A 17,625-nucleotide genomic window follows, 5' to 3' on the forward strand; every position below is an offset into this window, starting at 1 on the left:
TGTCCTCCTCGAAGCGGGGTTAACTGGGGAACTCGGCAAGACGCAGTCGGGTCGAGCTCCTTTCCTCGCGGCTGAACCGTGTGCGGACCAGCGGCCCGAGCGCGACAAGCGTCGAGAAAAGAAGCAGGATTTCAATGTGGTAGACAAAACCATAGGCAGCGGAGGGTGAGGTGAACGCCGCCCCGAGCGACCCCGCCTTGCCCAGCATGGCAATGCTGTCGCGGACGATCCCACCCACGGCGATGGCGAGGCCGGCGCAGCTGGCCTGCACGGCACCCCAGGCGCCGAGCGCGAGGCCGGTCAGGCCGCCGGTTTCCAGCGACATCGCGGCCATCAGCGTACTGACTGCGAAGAGTCCAGCGCCGAAGCCGATGAGGCAAACTCCGGCCTGGAACAGGATCGGCGATTGCAGTGCCCCCGCAAAGATCACCATCGGGAAGGCCACCAGCCCGGCCAGCACGCCGATCGCCGCCAGTCGGCAGGGATGGAGCCCGAGCGCCAGCCAACGCGCCGCGAGCGCGAAGGCCAGCAGCGAGCCCGCACCGAGAAGGGCCGTCAGCATCGTCGTCGCGCTGACCGACAGCCCCAGCACCTCGGCGCCGTACGGTTCGAGAATGATGTCCTGCATGTTGAAACCGGCTGTGCCGAAGCCGACTGCGACGAGGAAGCGCCTTGCCTGCCTGTTGGCGGCGAACAGCGCCCAGGCCTCGCGGAAGCTCGGCTTCGTCTCGGTCCTCGGCGGCGGCGCGCGGCGCACCTCCTGTTTCCAGAGCGCGACCACATTGAGGATGAAGGTCGCCACCGCCGCGCCCTGGACCACCTGGATCAGGCGAACCGGGCTGAAATCGGCCAGGAACAGCGAGAAGACATAGCCGCTGACGATCGTGCCGATCAGGAATACGACATACATCAGCGCGACGACGCGGGGCCGTTGATCCTCGGCGGCGAGGTCGGTGGCGAGGGCAAGCCCGGCCGTCTGCGTCGTATGCAGGCCCGTGCCGGCCAGCAGGAAGGCGAGGGCGGCTGCAACCTGTCCGACCCAGGCTGGTGCGTTATGGTCCGTGCCCAGCAGGAGGACCGCAAAGGGCATGATGGCCAGCCCGCTGAACTGCAGCAGCGTGCCGGTCCAGACATAGGGTACGCGCCTCAGGCCGAAGGCGGAGCGATGCGTGTCCGACCGGAACCCGACCAGCGCCCGGAACGGCGCTGCCAGGAAGGGGATCGCCACCATCACCGCCACAAGCGAGGCCGAGACGCCCAGCTCGACGATCATCACCCGGTTGAGCGTGCCGAGCAGCAGCACGGTCGCCATGCCCACCGAAACCTGGAACAGCGCCAGCCGCATCAGCCGCCCGAGCGGAAGCTCCGGCGTGGCCGCATCGGCGAAGGGCAGGTAGCGGGTGTCGATCCGCTTCAGCCGCTCCAGGATAAGGCGGTTCAGGTTGATCATGCATGGCCCTCCGCCGGAGCGATGCGCAGGGCTTCCGAGATGTAGAAACCGCGCGACACCCGATAGGTCTCGCGGATCGCCCGGCCGGCCAGCGGCAGGTGCCGCGTCATTTCCCGGCCGAGCCGCGCCGCGCTGACCGGCACGATGGCCGGCGCCCGGTCACCGCGCGGAAAGAACCGTCCGGCCATATGCATGGCGGTGAGGAGCGGGGTTTTCGGCGCCACGGTCACCAGCATCGGGCCGGCAACCCGGTCGGCCAGCCCGGCCAGCGCCCGGGCAATATCGGGCGTGTCGTAATGGATCAGCGAATCCATCGCGACCATGCCATCGAACCGGCCGAGCGCCGGGTCGAGCATGTCGCCAACCCGGAAATCGATCGAACCGCCATTGAGATCGCGCGGGCTGCGCTCCTGGGCCAGCGCGATCAGCGTTGCGGAAATGTCGATCGCCACCACTTCAGCGCCACGTCGGGCGGCCTCGACCGAGAGCGCCCCGGTGCCGCAGCCGGCATCCAGAAGGCGGAAACCTGTCATGTCGTCCGGCAGCCAGCCCATCAGGCGCTGGCGCATTGAATCCCGCCCCGCCCGCACCGTGGCGCGGATGCCGCTGACCGGGGCATCCGAGGTCAACCGGGCCCAGGCATCGGCCGCCGTGCGGTCGAAATAGGTTTCCAGTTCGCCCTTGCGCTTGGTGTACGTCGTGCTTGTCATTATTCGTATCCCAGGAAGTCGAAGATCTCGCGATCCTTCATCGGGCGCGCATCCAGCACGTCGGTGCCGGCCCAGAGCGTCTCGGCCAGCTGCATGTATTCTGCCCGCACCGCATTGAGCTCGGGCGTGTCGTCCATCTCGAACATCGTCGATTTCTTGAGGCGCGACCGGCGGATGGCATCGACATCGCGGAAATGCGCAATGCGCTTCAGCCCCGTCGCCTCGTTGAACCGGTCGATCTCGTCGGTGCCGGCACTGCGGTTGGCGATGACACCGCCCACGCGGACGTCGTAATTCTTCGACTTGGCCTTGATGGCCGCGACGATGCGGTTCATCGCGAAGATCGAGTCGAAATCATTCGCCGTCACGATGACCGCCCGCTCGGCATGCTGGAGCGGGGCCGCAAAGCCGCCGCAGACCACATCGCCCAGCACGTCGAAGATCACGACATCGGTATCGTCGAGCAGGTGATGCTCCTTCAGCAGCTTCACCGTCTGGCCGACGACATAGCCGCCGCAGCCTGTGCCCGCCGGCGGACCGCCCGCCTCGACACACATCACCCCGTTATAGCCCTCGAAGACGAAATCCTCGACGCGGAGTTCCTCGGAATGGAAGTTCACGGTCTCCAGCACGTCGATCACCGTCGGAATAAGCCGCTTGGTGAGCGTGAAGGTCGAATCATGCTTGGGATCGCAGCCGATCTGGAGCACGCGCTTGCCCAGCTTGGAGAAAGCGACCGAAAGGTTCGACGAGGTCGTGCTCTTGCCGATGCCGCCCTTGCCATAGACCGCGAAGACCTTCGCCGTCTCGATCTGGGTCGTCGGGTCGAGATGGACCTGGACGCTGCCATCGCCGTCGCCGGCGCCCCGTTCGGGCCGGTCCTTCAGGGTGGGATGGCGATAAAGTAATGTCATGCTGCGACCTCCATGCCGACCCCTTCGATCCGATCCTCGAGCGTCTCTTCCGCGTTTCTGAGCGCGTCGAGAGTCTCGGCATCGGGTTGCCAGTAATTGCGCTCATGCGCCTCGATCAGGCGCTGGGCGACCTTCGCTGCCGCGACCGGGTTCAGTTCGGCCATGCGCTCGCGCATTTCAGGATCGAGCACGAAGGTTGCGGTGATCTGCTTGTAGACCCAGGGCGCAACCTGGCCGGTCGTCGCCGACCAGCCCATCGTATTGCGGACATGCTCCTCGATCTGGCGCACGCCTTCATAGCCATGCTTGAGCATGCCTTCGTACCATTTCGGGTTCAGCACCCGTGAGCGCGCCTCAAGGGCAACCTGCTCGCCGAGCGTCCGGACAAGGCCGTCGCCGCGGGTCTGGTCGCCGATATAGACCGGGACCGAGGCGCCGCCGCGGGCGCGGCTGGCCGCCTTGCTGATCCCGCCCAGCGTGTCGAAATACTGGTCGAGGCTGGTCACCCCGACCTCGACCGATTCGAGGTTCTGGTAGGTCAGCTCGACCCGGCCCAGCATGGAATTGAGCAAAGCCGGCTGGGCGTTCGGGTTGCCCTGTCGGCCATAGGCGAAGCATTTCCGGCGGGAATAGGTTTCCGCCAACTCATCCTCTTCCTGCCATTTCCCGTTCTCGACCAGATGGTTGACGTTCGAGCCATAGGCGCCGTCGGCATTCGAGAAGACGCGCAGGGCCGCCGTCTCGAGGTCGCAGCCATGCTCGGCCTGATAGGCGAGAGCATGGGCCCGGATGAAATTGAGATGCTCCGGTTCCTCGGCGCTTGCCGCGAGATAGGCCGCCTCGGCAAGAAGGCGCGTCTGGAGCGGCAGCAGGTCGCGGAAAATGCCGGACAGCGTCATCATCACGTCGATCCGCGGGCGGCCCAGCGTTTCAAGCGGAACCAGCTGCGCGCCGACGAGGCGGCCATAGCCGTCGAAGCGGGGCTCGGCGCCCATCAGCGCCAGCGCCTGGGCGATCGGGCCGCCCTCGGTTTTCACATTGTCCGCGCCCCAGAGGACGAGGGCGACCTTGCGCGGCAGGCCATGGCCTTCGGCGGCATGGCGGGCAAGCAGCTTCTCCGCCTGCCGCGCGCCATCGAGCCGGGCATAGGCGCTCGGGATACGGAACGGATCGAAGCTATGGAGGTTGCGCCCGGTCGGCAGCACGGTCGGCGTCCGCAGCACGTCGCCGCCCTGGGCCGGTGCAATGAAGCGCCCCTCGAGCGCCTGCAGGATGGCCGGCAACTCGGAATCGGCCGAAAGGAACCCGTTCGCCCGCGAAAGCTTGGCGAAACTGGCAGCCTCGTTGGCATCTTCGGCATCCGGCAGATCACCGTCGGCCAGTCTTTCCAGCGCCGCACGGCTCGGGTGCCAGCCATCTCCGGCATCCGCCATGGCGGCGAGCATCTCGATCCGTGCCTCGCGATCCATCGGCTCGCCGACGACATGCAGCCCATGCGGGATCAGCGCATATTCGAGTTCGAGCACCTTCTCGCCGAGCCGGCGGATCTCGGCCTCGTGGTTGTCCGGCCAGAGCGGCTCGGCCGGAACAAGATCGACGGCTGCCGCCTGGCTCTGAATGAGTTCGGCCAGCGCGCTGCGATCGGCTTCGGCACCGCCCGCAAGGCTGCGCCAGCGATCGATCGAGGCCTTGAGGTCGAGCAGGCCGCGATAGAGCCCGGCATGGGCAACCGGCGGCGTGAGGTAGCTCAGCAGCGTCGCCGCCGAACGGCGCTTGGCCAGCGCCCCTTCGGAGGGATTGTTCGAGGCATAGAGATAGACATTCGGCAGGTCGCCGATCAGCCGGTCGGGCCAGGACGAGCCGGAAAGGCCGGTCTGCTTGCCAGGCATGAATTCGAGCGCGCCATGCGTGCCGAAATGCAGCACGGCATTCGCGCCGAAATCCTCGCGCAGCCAGCGATAGAAGGCCGAGAAGGCATGGGTCGGCGCGAAGCCCTTCTCGAAGAGCAGGCGCATCGGATCGCCCTCATAGCCGAAAGAGGGCTGGACACCGACAAAGACATCGCCGAACCGCGCACCCAGGACGAACAGGCTGGCGCCGTCGGTCTGCTGGCGGCCGGGCGCCGGGCCCCATTGCTTCTCGATCTCGCCAAGCCAGGTTTCGCGGCGGACATGGTCCGAAAGCGGAATCCGGTGATGGACATTCGCCGGCGCGCAGAAGCGACTGGCATTGCCCTCGACAATCGCCTTGCGGAGCGTGTCGACGCTGTCTGGCATCTCGACGCGATAGCCGGCCTCAGCGAGGCCCCTGAGCGTGTTGAAGAGCGATTCGAACACGCCGAGATAGGCGGCAGTGCCGGTATTCCCGGCATTGGGCGGGAAGTTGAAGATCACGATCCCGACCTTGCGCGCCTCGCGCCGCGTCTGGCGCAGGGCGACGAGCTTGTCGAGCCGCGCCGCGAGCATCTCGGCCCTGTCCGGGCAGGATTGCATCGGCCGGTCGTCGCTGGCGCCTTCGAAGCGGCAATTGCGGGCACAGCCCGTGCAGGCCCCAGCGGACGGATCGGCCCGGCCACCGAAGACGATCGAGCCGGTCGCACCGTCGAGTTCCGGAATGGCAACCATGATGGTGGCTTCGACCGGCAGCAGCCCGCGATCCGAGGCGCCCCATTCCTGCAGCGACTGGAACTCGACCGCATGGGCCGCGATATACGGCACGTCGAGCCGGCGCAGCATGGCCTCGGCCGCTTCCGCATCGTTATAGGCCGGGCCACCCACCAGCGAGAAGCCGGTCAGCGAGACCATGGCATCGATCCGGCACTGACCGTCGCGCATGAAATACTGCTCGATCGCCGGCCGGGCATCGAGCCCGCTGGCAAAGGCCGGGATCACCCGGTAGCCGCGCGCCTCGATGGCCGCGATCACGCCGTCATAATGGGCGGTATTGCCGGCCAGCAGGTAGGATCGCATCACCAGCAGGCCGATGACGCCTTTCAAATCGCGGCGGCTGGGCAGGGCATCGGCTTTGTCGGCGATCCGCCCTGGCAGGGCCGGGTGGTAGACGCCGATTTCGGGATATTCCACCGGCAGCGCCGCCTTGAGGCCATTCCGGTAGGCCTGGCGCGGCCCCGCTGCGTAACGGCTGACAAGGAAGCGAACCAGGTTCAGCGCATTGTCCTCGGAACCCGCCAGCCAGTATTGCATGGTCAGGAAATAGGCGCGGATATCCTGCGCTGCGCCGGGGATGTATTTCAGGATCTGCGGGATGCGCCGCAGCATCTTCATCTGGTGGGCGCCGGTGCCCCCTTTGGTATTTCCGCGCAACTTCTTGAGGAAGGCGGCAAACCCGGTGACGGGCGCGCTCATGTCATAGCTGCCCATCCGCGTCAGGCGGACGATTTCCGGCGCCGACATGCAGGCAACCATCGCATCGCAATGCGGGCGGCGGGCCTGCAGCGCATCGAGGATCGGCAGATACTGCTCTTCCATGAACAGCATGCTCCCGATGATGATGTCGCCCTGGGCGATATCGGCACGGCAGCGGGCGAGCGCTTCGGGATGGCGGCCCCATTCGGCGGCCGAATGCAATTGCAGCACGAGGCCCGGCATTTCCCGCCGCAGCCGCGGCCGGGTACGCGCGATCGCACCGGTCAGGTGATCGTCCATCGTGACGATCACGACCCGGATCGGGGTGGGGTCAGCGTCCGAAATGCGCTTTTGCATCGTACAGCGTCTCCACGGTGATCAGGCGGATGCCGCGCTGGCCAGCGAAGCTTTCGGTATTCCGGCGGGCCTTTCCCCGCACGAAGAACGGGATCTTGCGCAGTTCCTGCTCGGCCTCGGGGGCCCAGCCGGTTGGTCCTTCAAGGACGCCGACATCCGCCGTCTCGGCCGCAGCCATGGCCGGCGCCGGAACCTCGAATGCCGGTTCCGCGGCGCGGGCAGGTGCCGCCGCCGCCGGGGCACGGCTGGCATGGCCGAGATGCGAGGGAGCCGCCCCGTCATGGAATTCGAAATCATCCCGGAACATGCCGAGCAGATGTTCCTCAAGGCCCATCATCAGCGGATGGACCCAGGTATCGAACAGCACATCGGCGCCTTCGAAACCCATCTGCGGCGAATAGCGCGCCGGGAAATCCTGCACATGGACGGGCGCCGAGATGACGGCGCAGGGCACGCCGAGACGCTTGGCGATATGGCGCTCCATCTGCGTGCCCAGTACGAGTTCAGGCTGGAGTTCCGCCACCTTCGCCTCGACTTCGAGGTAATCGTCGGTGATCAGCGCCTCGATCCCGTGGCGGGCAGCGGCCTCGCGGACATCGCGGGCGAACTCGCGGCTATAGGTGCCGAGCCCGACCACCTCGAACCCGAGTTCCTCGCGCGCCACGCGGGCCGCGGCGATGGCATGGGTGGCATCGCCGAAGATGAAGACGCGCTTGCCGGTGAGATAGGTCGAGTCCACCGAGCGCGAATACCAGGGCAGGCGGCTTTCCTCGGCCTTCAGGAAAGGGGCTGGATCGATCTCCGCCAGCCGCGCCACTTCGGTGATGAAGTCGCGCGTCGCGCCGACGCCGATCGGCACGGTCGAGACAACCGGTTGCCCGAAGGACCGCTTGAGCCATTGCGCGGCAGGGCCGGCGATTTCAGGATACAGCACCACGTTGAAATCGGCATGGCCGAGCCGGGCGATATCGGCCGGGCTCGCTTCCCACGGCGCGGTGACGTTGATGGTGATGCCCATCCGTTCCAGCAGGCCGGAAATGGCCCGGACATCATCGCGATGGCGGAAGCCGAGCGCGGTCGGGCCGAGCAGGTTGCAGCGCGGCTTCTCGCCGGCCGCGCGGACAGGCCGGGCGGCATTCGGCGGCAGCGCATGCGGACCGGCGAGATGCCGGACAATCTGGTAGAAGGTTTCCGCCGCGCCCCAGTTTTCCTTTTTCTGGTAGCTTGGCAGCTCCAGCGGGATCACGGGAATCGGCAGGCCGCCGGCCTTGGCGAGTCCGGCCGGATCATCCTGGATCAGCTCGCCGGTGCAGGAGGCGCCGACGATCATCGCCTTGGGCCTGAACCGCTCATAGGCCTCGTGGCACACCGTCTGGAACAGCGCGGCCGTATCGCCGCCGAGATCGCGGGCCTGGAACGTGGTGTAGGTCACCGGCGGCCGCTTGGACCGGCGCTCGATCATCGTGAAGAGCAGGTCGGCATAGGTATCGCCCTGCGGCGCGTGCAGGACGTAATGCAGGTCGCGCATCGCGGTGGCGACCCGCATCGCGCCGACATGGGGAGGTCCCTCATAGGTCCAGACCGTGAGCTGCATCCTACACCTCCAGCCGGGCGCGGCGATTGAGGGGCCGCGCGAACAGTTCGGCGAGATCGCCGGCCTGCTCGAAGCCCTGGATGGGGGTGAAAACGAGTTCAATCGCCCATTTCGTCGTCATGCCTTCCGCCTCGAGCGGATTCGCAAGGCCGAGCCCGCAGACCACGATGTCCGGTGCAGCCTTGCGGCAGCGATCGATCTGCCGGTCGACATCCTGCCCCTCGCTGAAGGCCGTTCCGGCCGGCAGCATGGCGAGGTCGGCGGCGAGATGGTCCTTGTGGAAATAGGGCGTGCCCACCTCCACCAGCTCCATGCCCAGCTCGCGATGCAGGAACCGCGCGATCGGCACTTCGAGCTGGCTGTCCGGGAAGAAGAAGATCCGCCGCCCGGCCAGCATGTCGCGGTAGCGTGACACGGCCTTGCGGGCGCGTTCGAGCGGTGCAGCGATCGCGGCGTCGATGACCGCCGGCGCGATACCGAATGTGACCCCGGCGGCATGGATCCAGCCGGCCGCACCTTCCGCGCCAAGCGGGAAGGGGGCGGTGATGCGCTGGCCGCCGCGGCCTTCGATCAACCGCGCGGTCTCGCCAAGGAACGGTTGCGCAAGCAGGTAACGGGTGCCCGGGCCGATGCTGGGCATGGCGCCGGCCTTGCGGGCAGGCAGGAAATCGACGTGGCGAATGCCGATCTCGGCAAAGATCCTGCGGAACTGGTCTTCCACCGCATCGGCCAGCACGCCGACGACGAGAAGGGATTCGGGGGCATCGGCCGGCGCGGCGGCGAGGCTCGGCACGAGGGCCGCAAGGCAGGCATCCTCGCCTTGCGTGAAGGTGGTCTCGATGCCGCTGCCGGAATAGTTCAGCACACGCACGGCGGGGGAGACGCGCTCCGACAGCCGCTTCGCCGCGCGGGACAGGTCCAGCTTGATCACTTCCGACGGGCAGGAGCCGACGAGGAACAGCAGTTTGATATCCGGGCGGCGCTCGAGCAGGCGCATGACCACACGGTCCAGCTCATCGTTCGCATCGGCGAGGCCGGCAAGGTCACGTTCCTCGATGATCGCCGTCGCGAAACGTGGTTCGGCGAAGATCATCACGCCGGCGGCGGATTGCATGAGATGGGCGCAGGTCCGTGAACCGACGATCAGGAAGAACGCATCCTGGATCTTCCGGTGAAGCCACATGATGCCGGTGAGGCCGCAGAAAACCTCACGTTGCCCACGCTCGCGCAGGATCGGCGGGTTGGAGCAGGACGAGGCCGGCAGTTCGGGCAGGATGGCTGGGCTGGTTGTCATGGCGTGACCTCCAGCCCTTCAGAGGTCAACTCGACATCCGGTGGTGTTTGCAGCCGGGCCGCCCGCAGCTTGAGCAGGAACTGCGCCGCATTCACCACGTAGGTGGCATAGGCCGCGAGCGCGATGGCCATCTGGCCATGCGGTCCGGCCCAGCCGGTGAACAGGGCCACGAGATAGGCCGTGTGCAGCGCAATGACCACGAAGCTGACCATGTCCTCCCAGAAGAAGGCCGGCGCCAGCAGGTATTTGCCGAATACCGCATGTTCCCAGATCGAGCCGGTGACCATGATCAGATACAGGACCAGCGTCTTCACGATGATGGACGTGGTCGCGGCCTCATAGCCCAGCCCGCTCGCCAGATAGCGCAGGACCAGCACGAGGCTGACCAGGAAAACCACGAACTGGACGGGGGCGAGAATGCCCTGAACCAGCGTCCAGGGCGTCGCGTCCCGGCGGCGGCGCTCATCCGGTGTGTAGAGCGGCTTGGCAGTCTTGCGACCCCGTGGACGCTCGCTCATGGCGTACTCCCTGTCCGGTATCCCCCTCACTCGGGTTGACACCAATTTGCACAGAGTGTGGGCTCCAAAAAAACATCTGTCAATCTAACTAGACACTTTGGTTGTCATTTAATATGGTCACTCAACAAGGCGCGTTCGGGACGCGTCCAGATGGTGGAGGGTGTTGCCAACACAGAGTTTTCCCGGTCGAGCCATCGAGCTGGTGCAACGGCATTCCACAGTCGCTGCAATTTCTGGGTGATAAAAACCGGAAAGATTTGCGGAAGGGCGGGCGTTCTGCCAGATTGTGTCTCGCCTGGTTGTCACATCTTTTCCAGCATGCCGAAACTCCCGCAGCTCTGTCAGAGAGGGCGCGGAAGCCAAGACGTCCCGCACGCAGCGAAACACTCTGGGAGGAGTGGGATGGCGAGCACTTCGGACGACATGATCGGAGCTGACGCCGTTCCCGATCACGGGGATGATAAAGCGGTAACGCGGTCAGGCACGGAGAGTGCGATGCCGCGCGCGACGCCCCAGAGACCCGATCGTCATATGCCTGATCACCATATGTCCGATCGTCACCGGCCCGAGCCAACGCGCTACGCGCCCGCGCGGCCGGATATGGCGCCGCTTGCCCGCACCATTGAATCCGAGATCATTCCCCGCCTCATGCTGCTCCACCGTGAGGCAACGCCTCGCCGGCAGCCCAGCGAGGGGCTATCCGCGAGGGTGCTGGCTATCCCGAATGTGGAATCCCCCGCCATCGCGGAGCGGTTCCTCCGGATCCTGATTGATCAGCCCGTCGATGCCGCGATCGATTTTGTTGATGATCTGCTGATCAACGATGTGCCTTTCGAGCGGCTCATCCTCGAATTGATCGAGCCGGCGGCACGCAAGCTCGGGCGCCTCTGGGAAGAAGATGTGCTGAGCTTCGTCGAGGTCACGATCGCGATGTCGCGCCTCCAGCAGCTGATCCGCGTCTATGGACCGGCCCTCGCACCGGAACTCGACCCTGATCTCGAGTCGCACCGGATCTTCATCACGGCCGTCCCCGGCGAGACCCATACCTTCGGGGCCTCGATCGCAGAGGCTTTCTTCATCCGGGCGGGCTGGGACGTTCTGGCCGAGGTCGGGCTCTCGCGGATGGAGCTGCTCGAGCGGGTCCGGACAGAGTGGTTCGATGTCGTCGGCCTGACCGCGAGCTGTGATGCCTCGGTGCACCAGCTGACGGCACTCGTCCGCCGGATCCGGGAATCATCACTCAACCCCGATGTGAAGGTGCTGCTGGGCGGAGCGGCGTTTCTTGTGGAGCCGAACTTGGCTCTTTCCCTCGGAGCCGATATCGAGGCTTGCGCCGGGCCCGATGTTGTTGCAGCAGTCAATCGTATGATGAAGATGGCGCGTCTTGATTGAGTCGCGATGCTGCCGCCCTTTGCACACACTTCGTCGGTCAACCTGTTTGGCCTGAACCTTGCCTGAGCTGACGACCCAGAGGTAAATCGACCCAAGGAAGCCGAGAAGAACATGGAATTCGGATCATCCAGCAGCACGAACGCTGACGGCCTGAGGGTGGGCTGGGCCGATGGCCTGTCGCCTGATATTGCTGAAAAGCTGCTCGCGTCGATGTCCGATATCGCGCTCATCATCGATGCCGAGGGCGTGATCCATGATGTGGTGCTCGGAAATGCCGAACTGGCCCGTGAAGTCGACCCGGACTGGCGCGGCCGCAAATGGAGCGAGATCGTCACCCGGGAAAGCCGGCCCAAAGTCGATGACCTGATCCGCGGTTCTCTCCGTGGCGGGCTCGTCCAGCCGCGCGAGATCAATCATCCCGCCCGTTCAGGGATCGACGTCCCCATCCGCTATTCCACGATGGCTCTGGGCAAGAGCGGCCGTTTCGTTGCCATTGGCCGCGATCTGCGCAGCCTGGCGCAGCTGCAGCGTCGCCTGGTCGAGACCCAGGAAGCGATGGAGCAGGAATACGCCCGCATGCGTGCGGCGGAGACCCGCTACCGCATGCTCTTCCACCTCGCTTCCGAGCCCGTGCTGATCGTCGATTCCATCACCCTGCGCATCGTCGAGGCCAACCCGGCGGCGTTGCGCCAGATTGCCAATGGCGCGGAGCGGCTGGTCAACCAGTCGATTCTCTCCTGCTTCACCTATGATGGCGCCGAGGCGCTGGAAGCCGCGCTGAAAACCGCCCGTCGGGCCGGTAAGGTGCCGGAGGTCGAGGCGCGCCTCGCCCAGAACGGACAGCTTTTCTCCGTCGCGGCCTCGGTTTTCCGGCAGGACCAGGTGGTCTTCCTGCTCGTCCGGCTGACGCCGCATGCCGGCACCCAGCCACTGGCGGGGAGCGACGGGCTGGCCAGCAAGGTCATGGGCGTCATCGAGCAGCTGCCGGATGGGTTTGTCGTCATCGACGGCGACCTCAAGATCGTCGAGTGCAACCAGGCCTTCCTCGATCTGGCCCAGCTTGGCGCCAAGACGCAGGCGCTCGGCGAGCCTCTCGAGCATTGGCTCGGCCGGCCGGGTGTTGACATGGATCTCATCATGGCGCGGCTCGAGGAAAGCCGGGCGATGCGCGCCTTCGCGACCGTGCTTCGCGGTTCCTATGGCAGTGTCGAGCAGGTCGAGGTCTCGGCCGTGCCCGCCCTGACGGGGGAAGTGCCGACCTACGGCTTCGTCATCCGCAACAACGGCATCCGCCAGGCGCTGAATGGCCATCGCGGTCGGTCCCTCCACCGCTCTGTCGAGCAGCTCACCGAACTGGTCGGCCGGGTGTCGCTGAAGGACATGGTGCGCGAGTCGAGCGACATGATCGAGCGTCTCTGCATCGAGGCCGCCCTGGAACGTTCGGGTGACAATCGCGCCTCCGCTGCCCAGATGCTCGGGCTGAGCCGGCAGAGCTTCTACGCCAAGATGCGCCGCCACGGCCTTGGCGATCTCGATCCGGATGTGCCGGGCGAGGAGTGATCACAGGCGGCTGCGATATGTCAGCCTGTCGCGACAAAATAGTGTAAATCTAAATTGACGGATCGGGTGGCGGGCACTACCGTTGCCCCATGATCGAGGCGCCTGTCCCTTCCGGTGGCTCGCAGCCGGTTCCTGCCGCGGCATTGAACCGGCCTGCGCTGAGCGCCATGGTCGAATTGCTCAAGCCAATCACTTGGTTTCCGCCAATGTGGGCCTATGCCTGCGGTATTGCCTCTGTCGGCATTGCCGGCGCCGGCGGCTGGATGGCGGCCGCGGCGGGCGTGCTGTTGGCCGGTCCGCTGGTTTGCGGGACAAGCCAGGTCGTCAATGACTGGTTCGACCGCCATGTCGATGCGATCAACGAGCCGAACCGGCCGATCCCCTCCGGCCGGGTGCCGGGGCGATGGGGCCTTGGCTTCGCCATCGTCTGGACAGCCGTATCGGCGCTGGTAGCCGCCTTGCTGGGCCCGTGGGTTCTCGCCGCAACCGTGCTGGGGCTCGCTCTGGCCTGGGCCTATTCGGCGCCGCCTTTCCGCCTCAAGCGCAACGGCTGGGTCGGCAATGCCGCAGTCGGGCTCTGTTATGAAGGCCTGCCCTGGTTCACGGCGGCTGCAGCCATTCTCGGCACCTTCCCGGACAGCCGGCTGGTCTGGATCGCGCTGCTCTATTCCCTCGGCGCCCACGGCATCATGACGCTGAACGATTTCAAGTCGATCGAGGGCGACCGGCAGATGGGGCTGCGCTCCGTGCCGGCGCAACTGGGCGCCGAACGCGCTGCGCTGCTGGCCTGCTGGGTCATGGCCCTGCCGCAGCTCGTGGTCATCCTGCTGCTCTGGCTCTGGAATGCACCGGTCCATGCCGGCCTCGTCGCCGGCATCCTGCTAGCCCAGATCGCCCTGATGAAGCGCCTGCTCTCCGATCCGCGCGGGCGGGCGCCCTGGTACAACGCCACCGGCATCACCCTCTATGTCTCGGGCATGATGGTGTCGGCCTTTGCCCTGCGCATGCTTGCTTCGGGAGGTACACCATGACTCCGCTGGGTTGGCTTGGCATCATGCGGCTCGGGCTCGTGCAGACCGCACTCGGCGCCATCGTGGTCCTCACCACATCGACCATCAACCGCGTCATGGTGGTGGAGCTTGCGCTGCCGGCCATGCTGCCCGGGGCGCTGGTGGCGCTCCACTACGCGGTACAGGTGCTCCGTCCGCGCTGGGGCCATGGTGCCGATATCGGTGGCCGGCTGACGCCCTGGATCATCGGCGGCATGGCCATGCTGGCCTTGGGTGGTTTCGGTGCCGCACTGGCGGTCGCGCTGATGGCGACCATGCCTGTGGCCGGCCTGCTGCTCTCCGTTCTCGCCTTTCTCGGCATCGGCATCGGCGTTGGTGCCAGCGGCACCTCGCTGCTGGTCCTGCTCTCGCGCCGCGTGGCCGATGCCCGACGCCCGGCAGCGGCCACGATCGTCTGGGTCATGATGATCATGGGCTTCATCGTGACCGCTGGCACCGCCGGCCATTTCCTCGATCCCTTCTCGATGGGCCGGCTGGTCGCTGTCTCTGCAGCGGTCAGCCTTATTGCCTTCATCGTCAGCGTGCTAGCGGTCTGGGGCGTCGAGGACACATCGCCCTCCGCGCCGGCCGCCGGGGAGACCGCACCGGCGATTTCATTCCCCGAAGCGCTGCGCGAGGTCTGGTCCGAGCCCCATTCGCGCCTCTTCGCCATCTTCATCTTCCTGTCGATGATCGCCTACAGCGCGCAGGACCTCATCCTTGAGCCCTTCGCCGGGGCGGTCTTCGGCTATACGCCCGGCGAGACGACCAAGCTGGCCGGGCTCCAGCATGGCGGCGTGCTGGCGGGAATGATCCTCGTGGCCATCGTCTCGACGCTCTATGGCAATCGCGGGCCTGGGACCACGCGTTTCTGGACCGTGGGAGGCTGCATCGCGTCAGCTTTCGCGCTGGCCGGCCTTGTCGCCTCGGCGCTGATCGGGCCGGAATTCCCGTTCCGCCCGAATGTCTTTCTGCTTGGCGTCGCCAATGGCGCCTTCGCTGCGGCCGCCATCGGCGCGATGATGCGGCTCGTCAATGCCGGCAATCCGGAGAGGGCCGGCGTGCGCATGGGCCTCTGGGGTGCTGCGCAGGGCATTGCCTTCGGGGCAGGCGGCTTCCTCGGTGCGCTGGCGGCGGATATCGCCCGGTATCTCATCACCTCGCAGGTCTCGGCCTATGCCACCGTTTTCGCGGCGGAAGGCGTTCTTTTCGTCATCTCGGCAGTTCTGGCGGATCGTGTTGCCAGGCAGGCGGGGCAGCCGGCCAGAAGCCGGCGGTCGGAGCCGGATCTGCCGGATCTCGCACTTGGCCGCCCGGCGGAATGACGGGCAGGGAGGGAACACGCATGGATGAAGCCGAAAACACCCGGTTCGATGTCGTCGTGATCGGCGGCGGTCCGTCCGGCGCCATTGCGGCCGAGGATCTCGCCCGGGCCGGTCATCGCGTCGCGCTGCTTGACCGCGCTGGCCGCATCAAGCCCTGCGGCGGCGCGATCCCACCCTGCTGCATCCGTGAATTCCAGATCCCGGATTCACAGATCGTCGCGCGGATCCGCTCGGCGCGCATGGTCGCCCCGTCCGAGATCGGCGTCGACATGCCGATCGAGAACGGCTTTGTCGGCATGGTCGACCGCGAGCATTTTGACGAATTCCTGCGTGAGCGGGCCGCTCTTTACGGTGCCAGGCGGTTCAGCGGCACGTTCGAGACGATCATCCGCGACAACGAGGGCCGCCCGGTCGTCCAGTTCCGGCCGAAAGGTGACGAGGACCGGCTGGTCTCGCTCCGCACCCGGCTGGTCATCGGCGCGGATGGTGCGAATTCTCAGGTCGCCCGCATTGCCTTGCCGGATGTGAAGCGTGTGCCCTTCGTCTTTGCCTATCACGAGATTGTCCGTGCCCCGGCGGCGGGCTCGCCGCATTACGATGCCGCCCGCTGCGATGTCATCTACCAGGGCAAGGTCTCGCCGGATTTCTATGGCTGGGTCTTTCCCCATGGCGAGACGATGAGCATCGGCACCGGGAGCGCCCACAAGGGCTTCTCGCTGCGGGGCTCGATCGCCGACCTGCGCCAGGCGCTTGGCTTCGAGGGGCTGGAAACCATCCGCAAGGAAGGCGCGCCGATCCCGATGAAGCCGCTGAAGCGCTGGGATAATGGCCGCGATGTCCTGCTGGCCGGCGATGCCGCCGGCGTTGTGGCGCCGGCTTCGGGGGAGGGGATCCATTACGCCATGTATGGCGGCCGTCTCGCCGCCGAGGCCACGGCCACTGTCCTGCGCACAGGCGATGCCCGGGCTCTGGCCGGCGCCCGAAAGACCTTCATGGCCAAGCATGGCAGGGTCTTCTGGGTGCTCGGCCTGCTCCAGTATTTCTGGTACCGCAATGATCGCAGCCGCGAGCAGTTCGTGAAGATCTGCCGCGATCCGGATGTGCAGAAACTGACCTGGGAATCCTACATGAACAAGGCGTTGGTCCAGGGGCGCTTCATGGCCCATGTCCGGATCTTTCTCAACGATGTTCGCCACCTCCTCGGCTTTGCCCGCGCGTGATTGATCTCGCGGGCCTCGAAACGCGCATCCTGCTTTGGGCAGCCGGCGCTGCCGTTATCGTCGCCGTGCTTGGCGGCTATGCAACGGAAACCGGAGTCTGGTACCAGGCCTTGCGGAAACCCTCGTGGCAGCCGCCGAACTGGATCTTCGGTCCGGTCTGGACCACGATCTTCGCGCTGGCCGTGCTCGCTTTCGCCCTCGGCTGGCGCGATGCGCCCGGCCCCGAGGCCCGCACGGTCCTGATCGCGGTCTTCGCGGTCAACGCAGCCCTGAACATTGCCTGGAGCTTCCTGTTCTTCACCTTCCGCCGGCCCGATTGGGCGCTGGCCGAACTGGTGCTGCTCTGGCTGTCGATCCTCGCGATGATCCTCGTGCTCTGGCCGCTCTCGCGCGGCGCGGCCCTGCTGTTGGTCCCTTACATCCTCTGGGTGACGACTGCCGGCTTCCTCAACCGGGCGATCCTGCTGCTCAATGGCCCCTTCGGAAGGTCCGGTCCATGAATGTAGCGATGCTCGGCGAATGGGTTCGGTTCGGGGTCGATCTCGCGCTGGCGATTCTGGTCATCGAGGCCGCCGCACTGATCTGTCATCGAGTCTTGACAGGCCGTGGTTTGCCCGTTGGAACCATCCTGCTCGTTTCAGGGGCGGGCCTGACGCTGATTCTGGCTCTCCGTCTGGCTCTTTCCGGTGGGTCGGACTGGGCGATGGCCGGATTGCTGATGCTCGGCGGCCTTGCCCACGCCCTTGATCTCGCACGTAGACTGCGTCGGACGGACCGGGACTGAGCCAGATGTTGCCCCGTGAATTCGACGGGCCGGGTGATTTTCCCCTTGCGGAATTCTCCAAAGTGTCAAGAATGCTAGACACAAGAATGTCAC

General features: G+C 66.0%; 14 protein-coding genes. 7 read left to right on the top strand and 7 right to left on the bottom strand.

What is annotated here, in order from left to right; all coding sequences use genetic code 11:
- Window positions 1-19 precede the first annotated feature (19 nt).
- Genes P0652_RS11060 through bchF form a run of 7 tightly spaced genes read right to left on the bottom strand, consistent with a single transcriptional unit; the run spans window position 20 to window position 10,202 of the window.
- On the bottom strand, window positions 20-1,450 hold the full coding sequence (locus tag P0652_RS11060) for a BCD family MFS transporter (protein ID WP_284178868.1): 1,431 nt from the start codon (window positions 1,448-1,450) through the stop codon (window positions 20-22).
- Window positions 1,447-2,160 carry a magnesium protoporphyrin IX methyltransferase gene (gene bchM / locus P0652_RS11065; protein WP_284178869.1) on the bottom strand — a complete coding sequence of 238 codons (714 nt, stop codon included), beginning with the start codon at window positions 2,158-2,160 and terminating at the stop codon, window positions 1,447-1,449. Before bchM ends, P0652_RS11060 begins: the two co-directional genes overlap by 4 nt.
- The gene (gene bchL / locus P0652_RS11070) at window positions 2,160-3,074 is read right to left on the bottom strand and encodes a ferredoxin:protochlorophyllide reductase (ATP-dependent) iron-sulfur ATP-binding protein (protein ID WP_284178870.1); all 915 of its coding nucleotides are present in this window, start codon (window positions 3,072-3,074) and stop codon (window positions 2,160-2,162) included. The genes bchM and bchL overlap by 1 nt, the downstream gene beginning before the upstream one ends.
- The gene (locus P0652_RS11075) at window positions 3,071-6,796 is read right to left on the bottom strand and encodes a magnesium chelatase subunit H (protein ID WP_284178871.1); all 3,726 of its coding nucleotides are present in this window, start codon (window positions 6,794-6,796) and stop codon (window positions 3,071-3,073) included. Before P0652_RS11075 ends, bchL begins: the two co-directional genes overlap by 4 nt.
- The gene (gene bchB, locus P0652_RS11080) at window positions 6,771-8,390 is read right to left on the bottom strand and encodes a ferredoxin:protochlorophyllide reductase (ATP-dependent) subunit B (protein WP_284178872.1); all 1,620 of its coding nucleotides are present in this window, start codon (window positions 8,388-8,390) and stop codon (window positions 6,771-6,773) included. Before bchB ends, P0652_RS11075 begins: the two co-directional genes overlap by 26 nt.
- Window position 8,391: 1 nt before the next feature.
- Window positions 8,392-9,684 carry a ferredoxin:protochlorophyllide reductase (ATP-dependent) subunit N gene (locus P0652_RS11085; RefSeq protein ID WP_284178873.1) on the bottom strand — a complete coding sequence of 431 codons (1,293 nt, stop codon included), beginning with the start codon at window positions 9,682-9,684 and terminating at the stop codon, window positions 8,392-8,394.
- Window positions 9,681-10,202: a 2-vinyl bacteriochlorophyllide hydratase gene (gene bchF / locus P0652_RS11090; RefSeq protein ID WP_284178874.1), complete on the bottom strand. Its 522-nt coding sequence runs from the start codon at window positions 10,200-10,202 to the stop codon at window positions 9,681-9,683. Before bchF ends, P0652_RS11085 begins: the two co-directional genes overlap by 4 nt.
- 546 nt (window positions 10,203-10,748) lie before the next feature.
- Between bchF and P0652_RS11095 the strand changes: the two genes are divergently transcribed.
- The 7 genes from P0652_RS11095 to P0652_RS11125 all read left to right on the top strand — a co-directional run bounded on the left by P0652_RS11095 (window position 10,749) and on the right by P0652_RS11125 (window position 17,532).
- The gene (locus P0652_RS11095) at window positions 10,749-11,594 is read left to right on the top strand and encodes a cobalamin B12-binding domain-containing protein (protein ID WP_284178875.1); all 846 of its coding nucleotides are present in this window, start codon (window positions 10,749-10,751) and stop codon (window positions 11,592-11,594) included.
- Between the two features lie 111 nt (window positions 11,595-11,705).
- Window positions 11,706-13,154, top strand: coding sequence for a transcriptional regulator PpsR (gene ppsR / locus P0652_RS11100; RefSeq protein ID WP_284178876.1), 1,449 nt, complete (start codon window positions 11,706-11,708; stop codon window positions 13,152-13,154).
- 143 nt (window positions 13,155-13,297) lie between these two features.
- A complete protein-coding gene (gene chlG / locus P0652_RS11105; RefSeq protein WP_284179097.1) occupies window positions 13,298-14,185 on the top strand; it encodes a chlorophyll synthase ChlG in 888 nt (295 codons plus the stop codon).
- Window positions 14,182-15,528, top strand: coding sequence for a BCD family MFS transporter (locus tag P0652_RS11110; protein WP_284178877.1), 1,347 nt, complete (start codon window positions 14,182-14,184; stop codon window positions 15,526-15,528). Before chlG ends, P0652_RS11110 begins: the two co-directional genes overlap by 4 nt.
- A 20-nt stretch (window positions 15,529-15,548) precedes the next feature.
- A complete protein-coding gene (locus P0652_RS11115; protein WP_284178878.1) occupies window positions 15,549-16,748 on the top strand; it encodes a geranylgeranyl diphosphate reductase in 1,200 nt (399 codons plus the stop codon).
- The gene (locus tag P0652_RS11120) at window positions 16,745-17,248 is read left to right on the top strand and encodes a TspO/MBR family protein (protein WP_284178879.1); all 504 of its coding nucleotides are present in this window, start codon (window positions 16,745-16,747) and stop codon (window positions 17,246-17,248) included. The genes P0652_RS11115 and P0652_RS11120 overlap by 4 nt, the downstream gene beginning before the upstream one ends.
- Entirely contained in the window at window positions 17,245-17,532 is a 288-nt protein-coding gene (locus P0652_RS11125) for a hypothetical protein (protein WP_284178880.1), read from the top strand. The genes P0652_RS11120 and P0652_RS11125 overlap by 4 nt, the downstream gene beginning before the upstream one ends.
- The last annotated feature ends 93 nt before the right edge of the window (window positions 17,533-17,625 follow it).

It is taken from the genome of Rhabdaerophilum sp. SD176 (assembly GCF_030143245.1).
Classification (GTDB): Bacteria; Pseudomonadota; Alphaproteobacteria; order Rhizobiales; family Beijerinckiaceae; genus Rhabdaerophilum.

What these genes read in the sequence shown, in the direction of transcription:
- P0652_RS11115 (WP_284178878.1), top strand. Translation starts at nt 15,549, where the DNA reads ATGGATGAAGCCGAAAACACCCGGTTCGATGTCGTCGTGATCGGCGGC.
- bchM (WP_284178869.1), bottom strand. Translation starts at nt 2,160, where the DNA reads ATGACAAGCACGACGTACACCAAGCGCAAGGGCGAACTGGAAACCTAT.
- P0652_RS11125 (WP_284178880.1), top strand. Translation starts at nt 17,245, where the DNA reads ATGAATGTAGCGATGCTCGGCGAATGGGTTCGGTTCGGGGTCGATCTC.
- bchF (WP_284178874.1), bottom strand. Translation starts at nt 10,202, where the DNA reads ATGAGCGAGCGTCCACGGGGTCGCAAGACTGCCAAGCCGCTCTACACA.
- P0652_RS11110 (WP_284178877.1), top strand. Translation starts at nt 14,182, where the DNA reads ATGACTCCGCTGGGTTGGCTTGGCATCATGCGGCTCGGGCTCGTGCAG.
- P0652_RS11060 (WP_284178868.1), bottom strand. Translation starts at nt 1,450, where the DNA reads ATGATCAACCTGAACCGCCTTATCCTGGAGCGGCTGAAGCGGATCGAC.
- P0652_RS11075 (WP_284178871.1), bottom strand. Translation starts at nt 6,796, where the DNA reads ATGCAAAAGCGCATTTCGGACGCTGACCCCACCCCGATCCGGGTCGTG.
- ppsR (WP_284178876.1), top strand. Translation starts at nt 11,706, where the DNA reads ATGGAATTCGGATCATCCAGCAGCACGAACGCTGACGGCCTGAGGGTG.
- P0652_RS11095 (WP_284178875.1), top strand. Translation starts at nt 10,749, where the DNA reads ATGTCCGATCGTCACCGGCCCGAGCCAACGCGCTACGCGCCCGCGCGG.
- P0652_RS11085 (WP_284178873.1), bottom strand. Translation starts at nt 9,684, where the DNA reads ATGACAACCAGCCCAGCCATCCTGCCCGAACTGCCGGCCTCGTCCTGC.
- bchB (WP_284178872.1), bottom strand. Translation starts at nt 8,390, where the DNA reads ATGCAGCTCACGGTCTGGACCTATGAGGGACCTCCCCATGTCGGCGCG.
- bchL (WP_284178870.1), bottom strand. Translation starts at nt 3,074, where the DNA reads ATGACATTACTTTATCGCCATCCCACCCTGAAGGACCGGCCCGAACGG.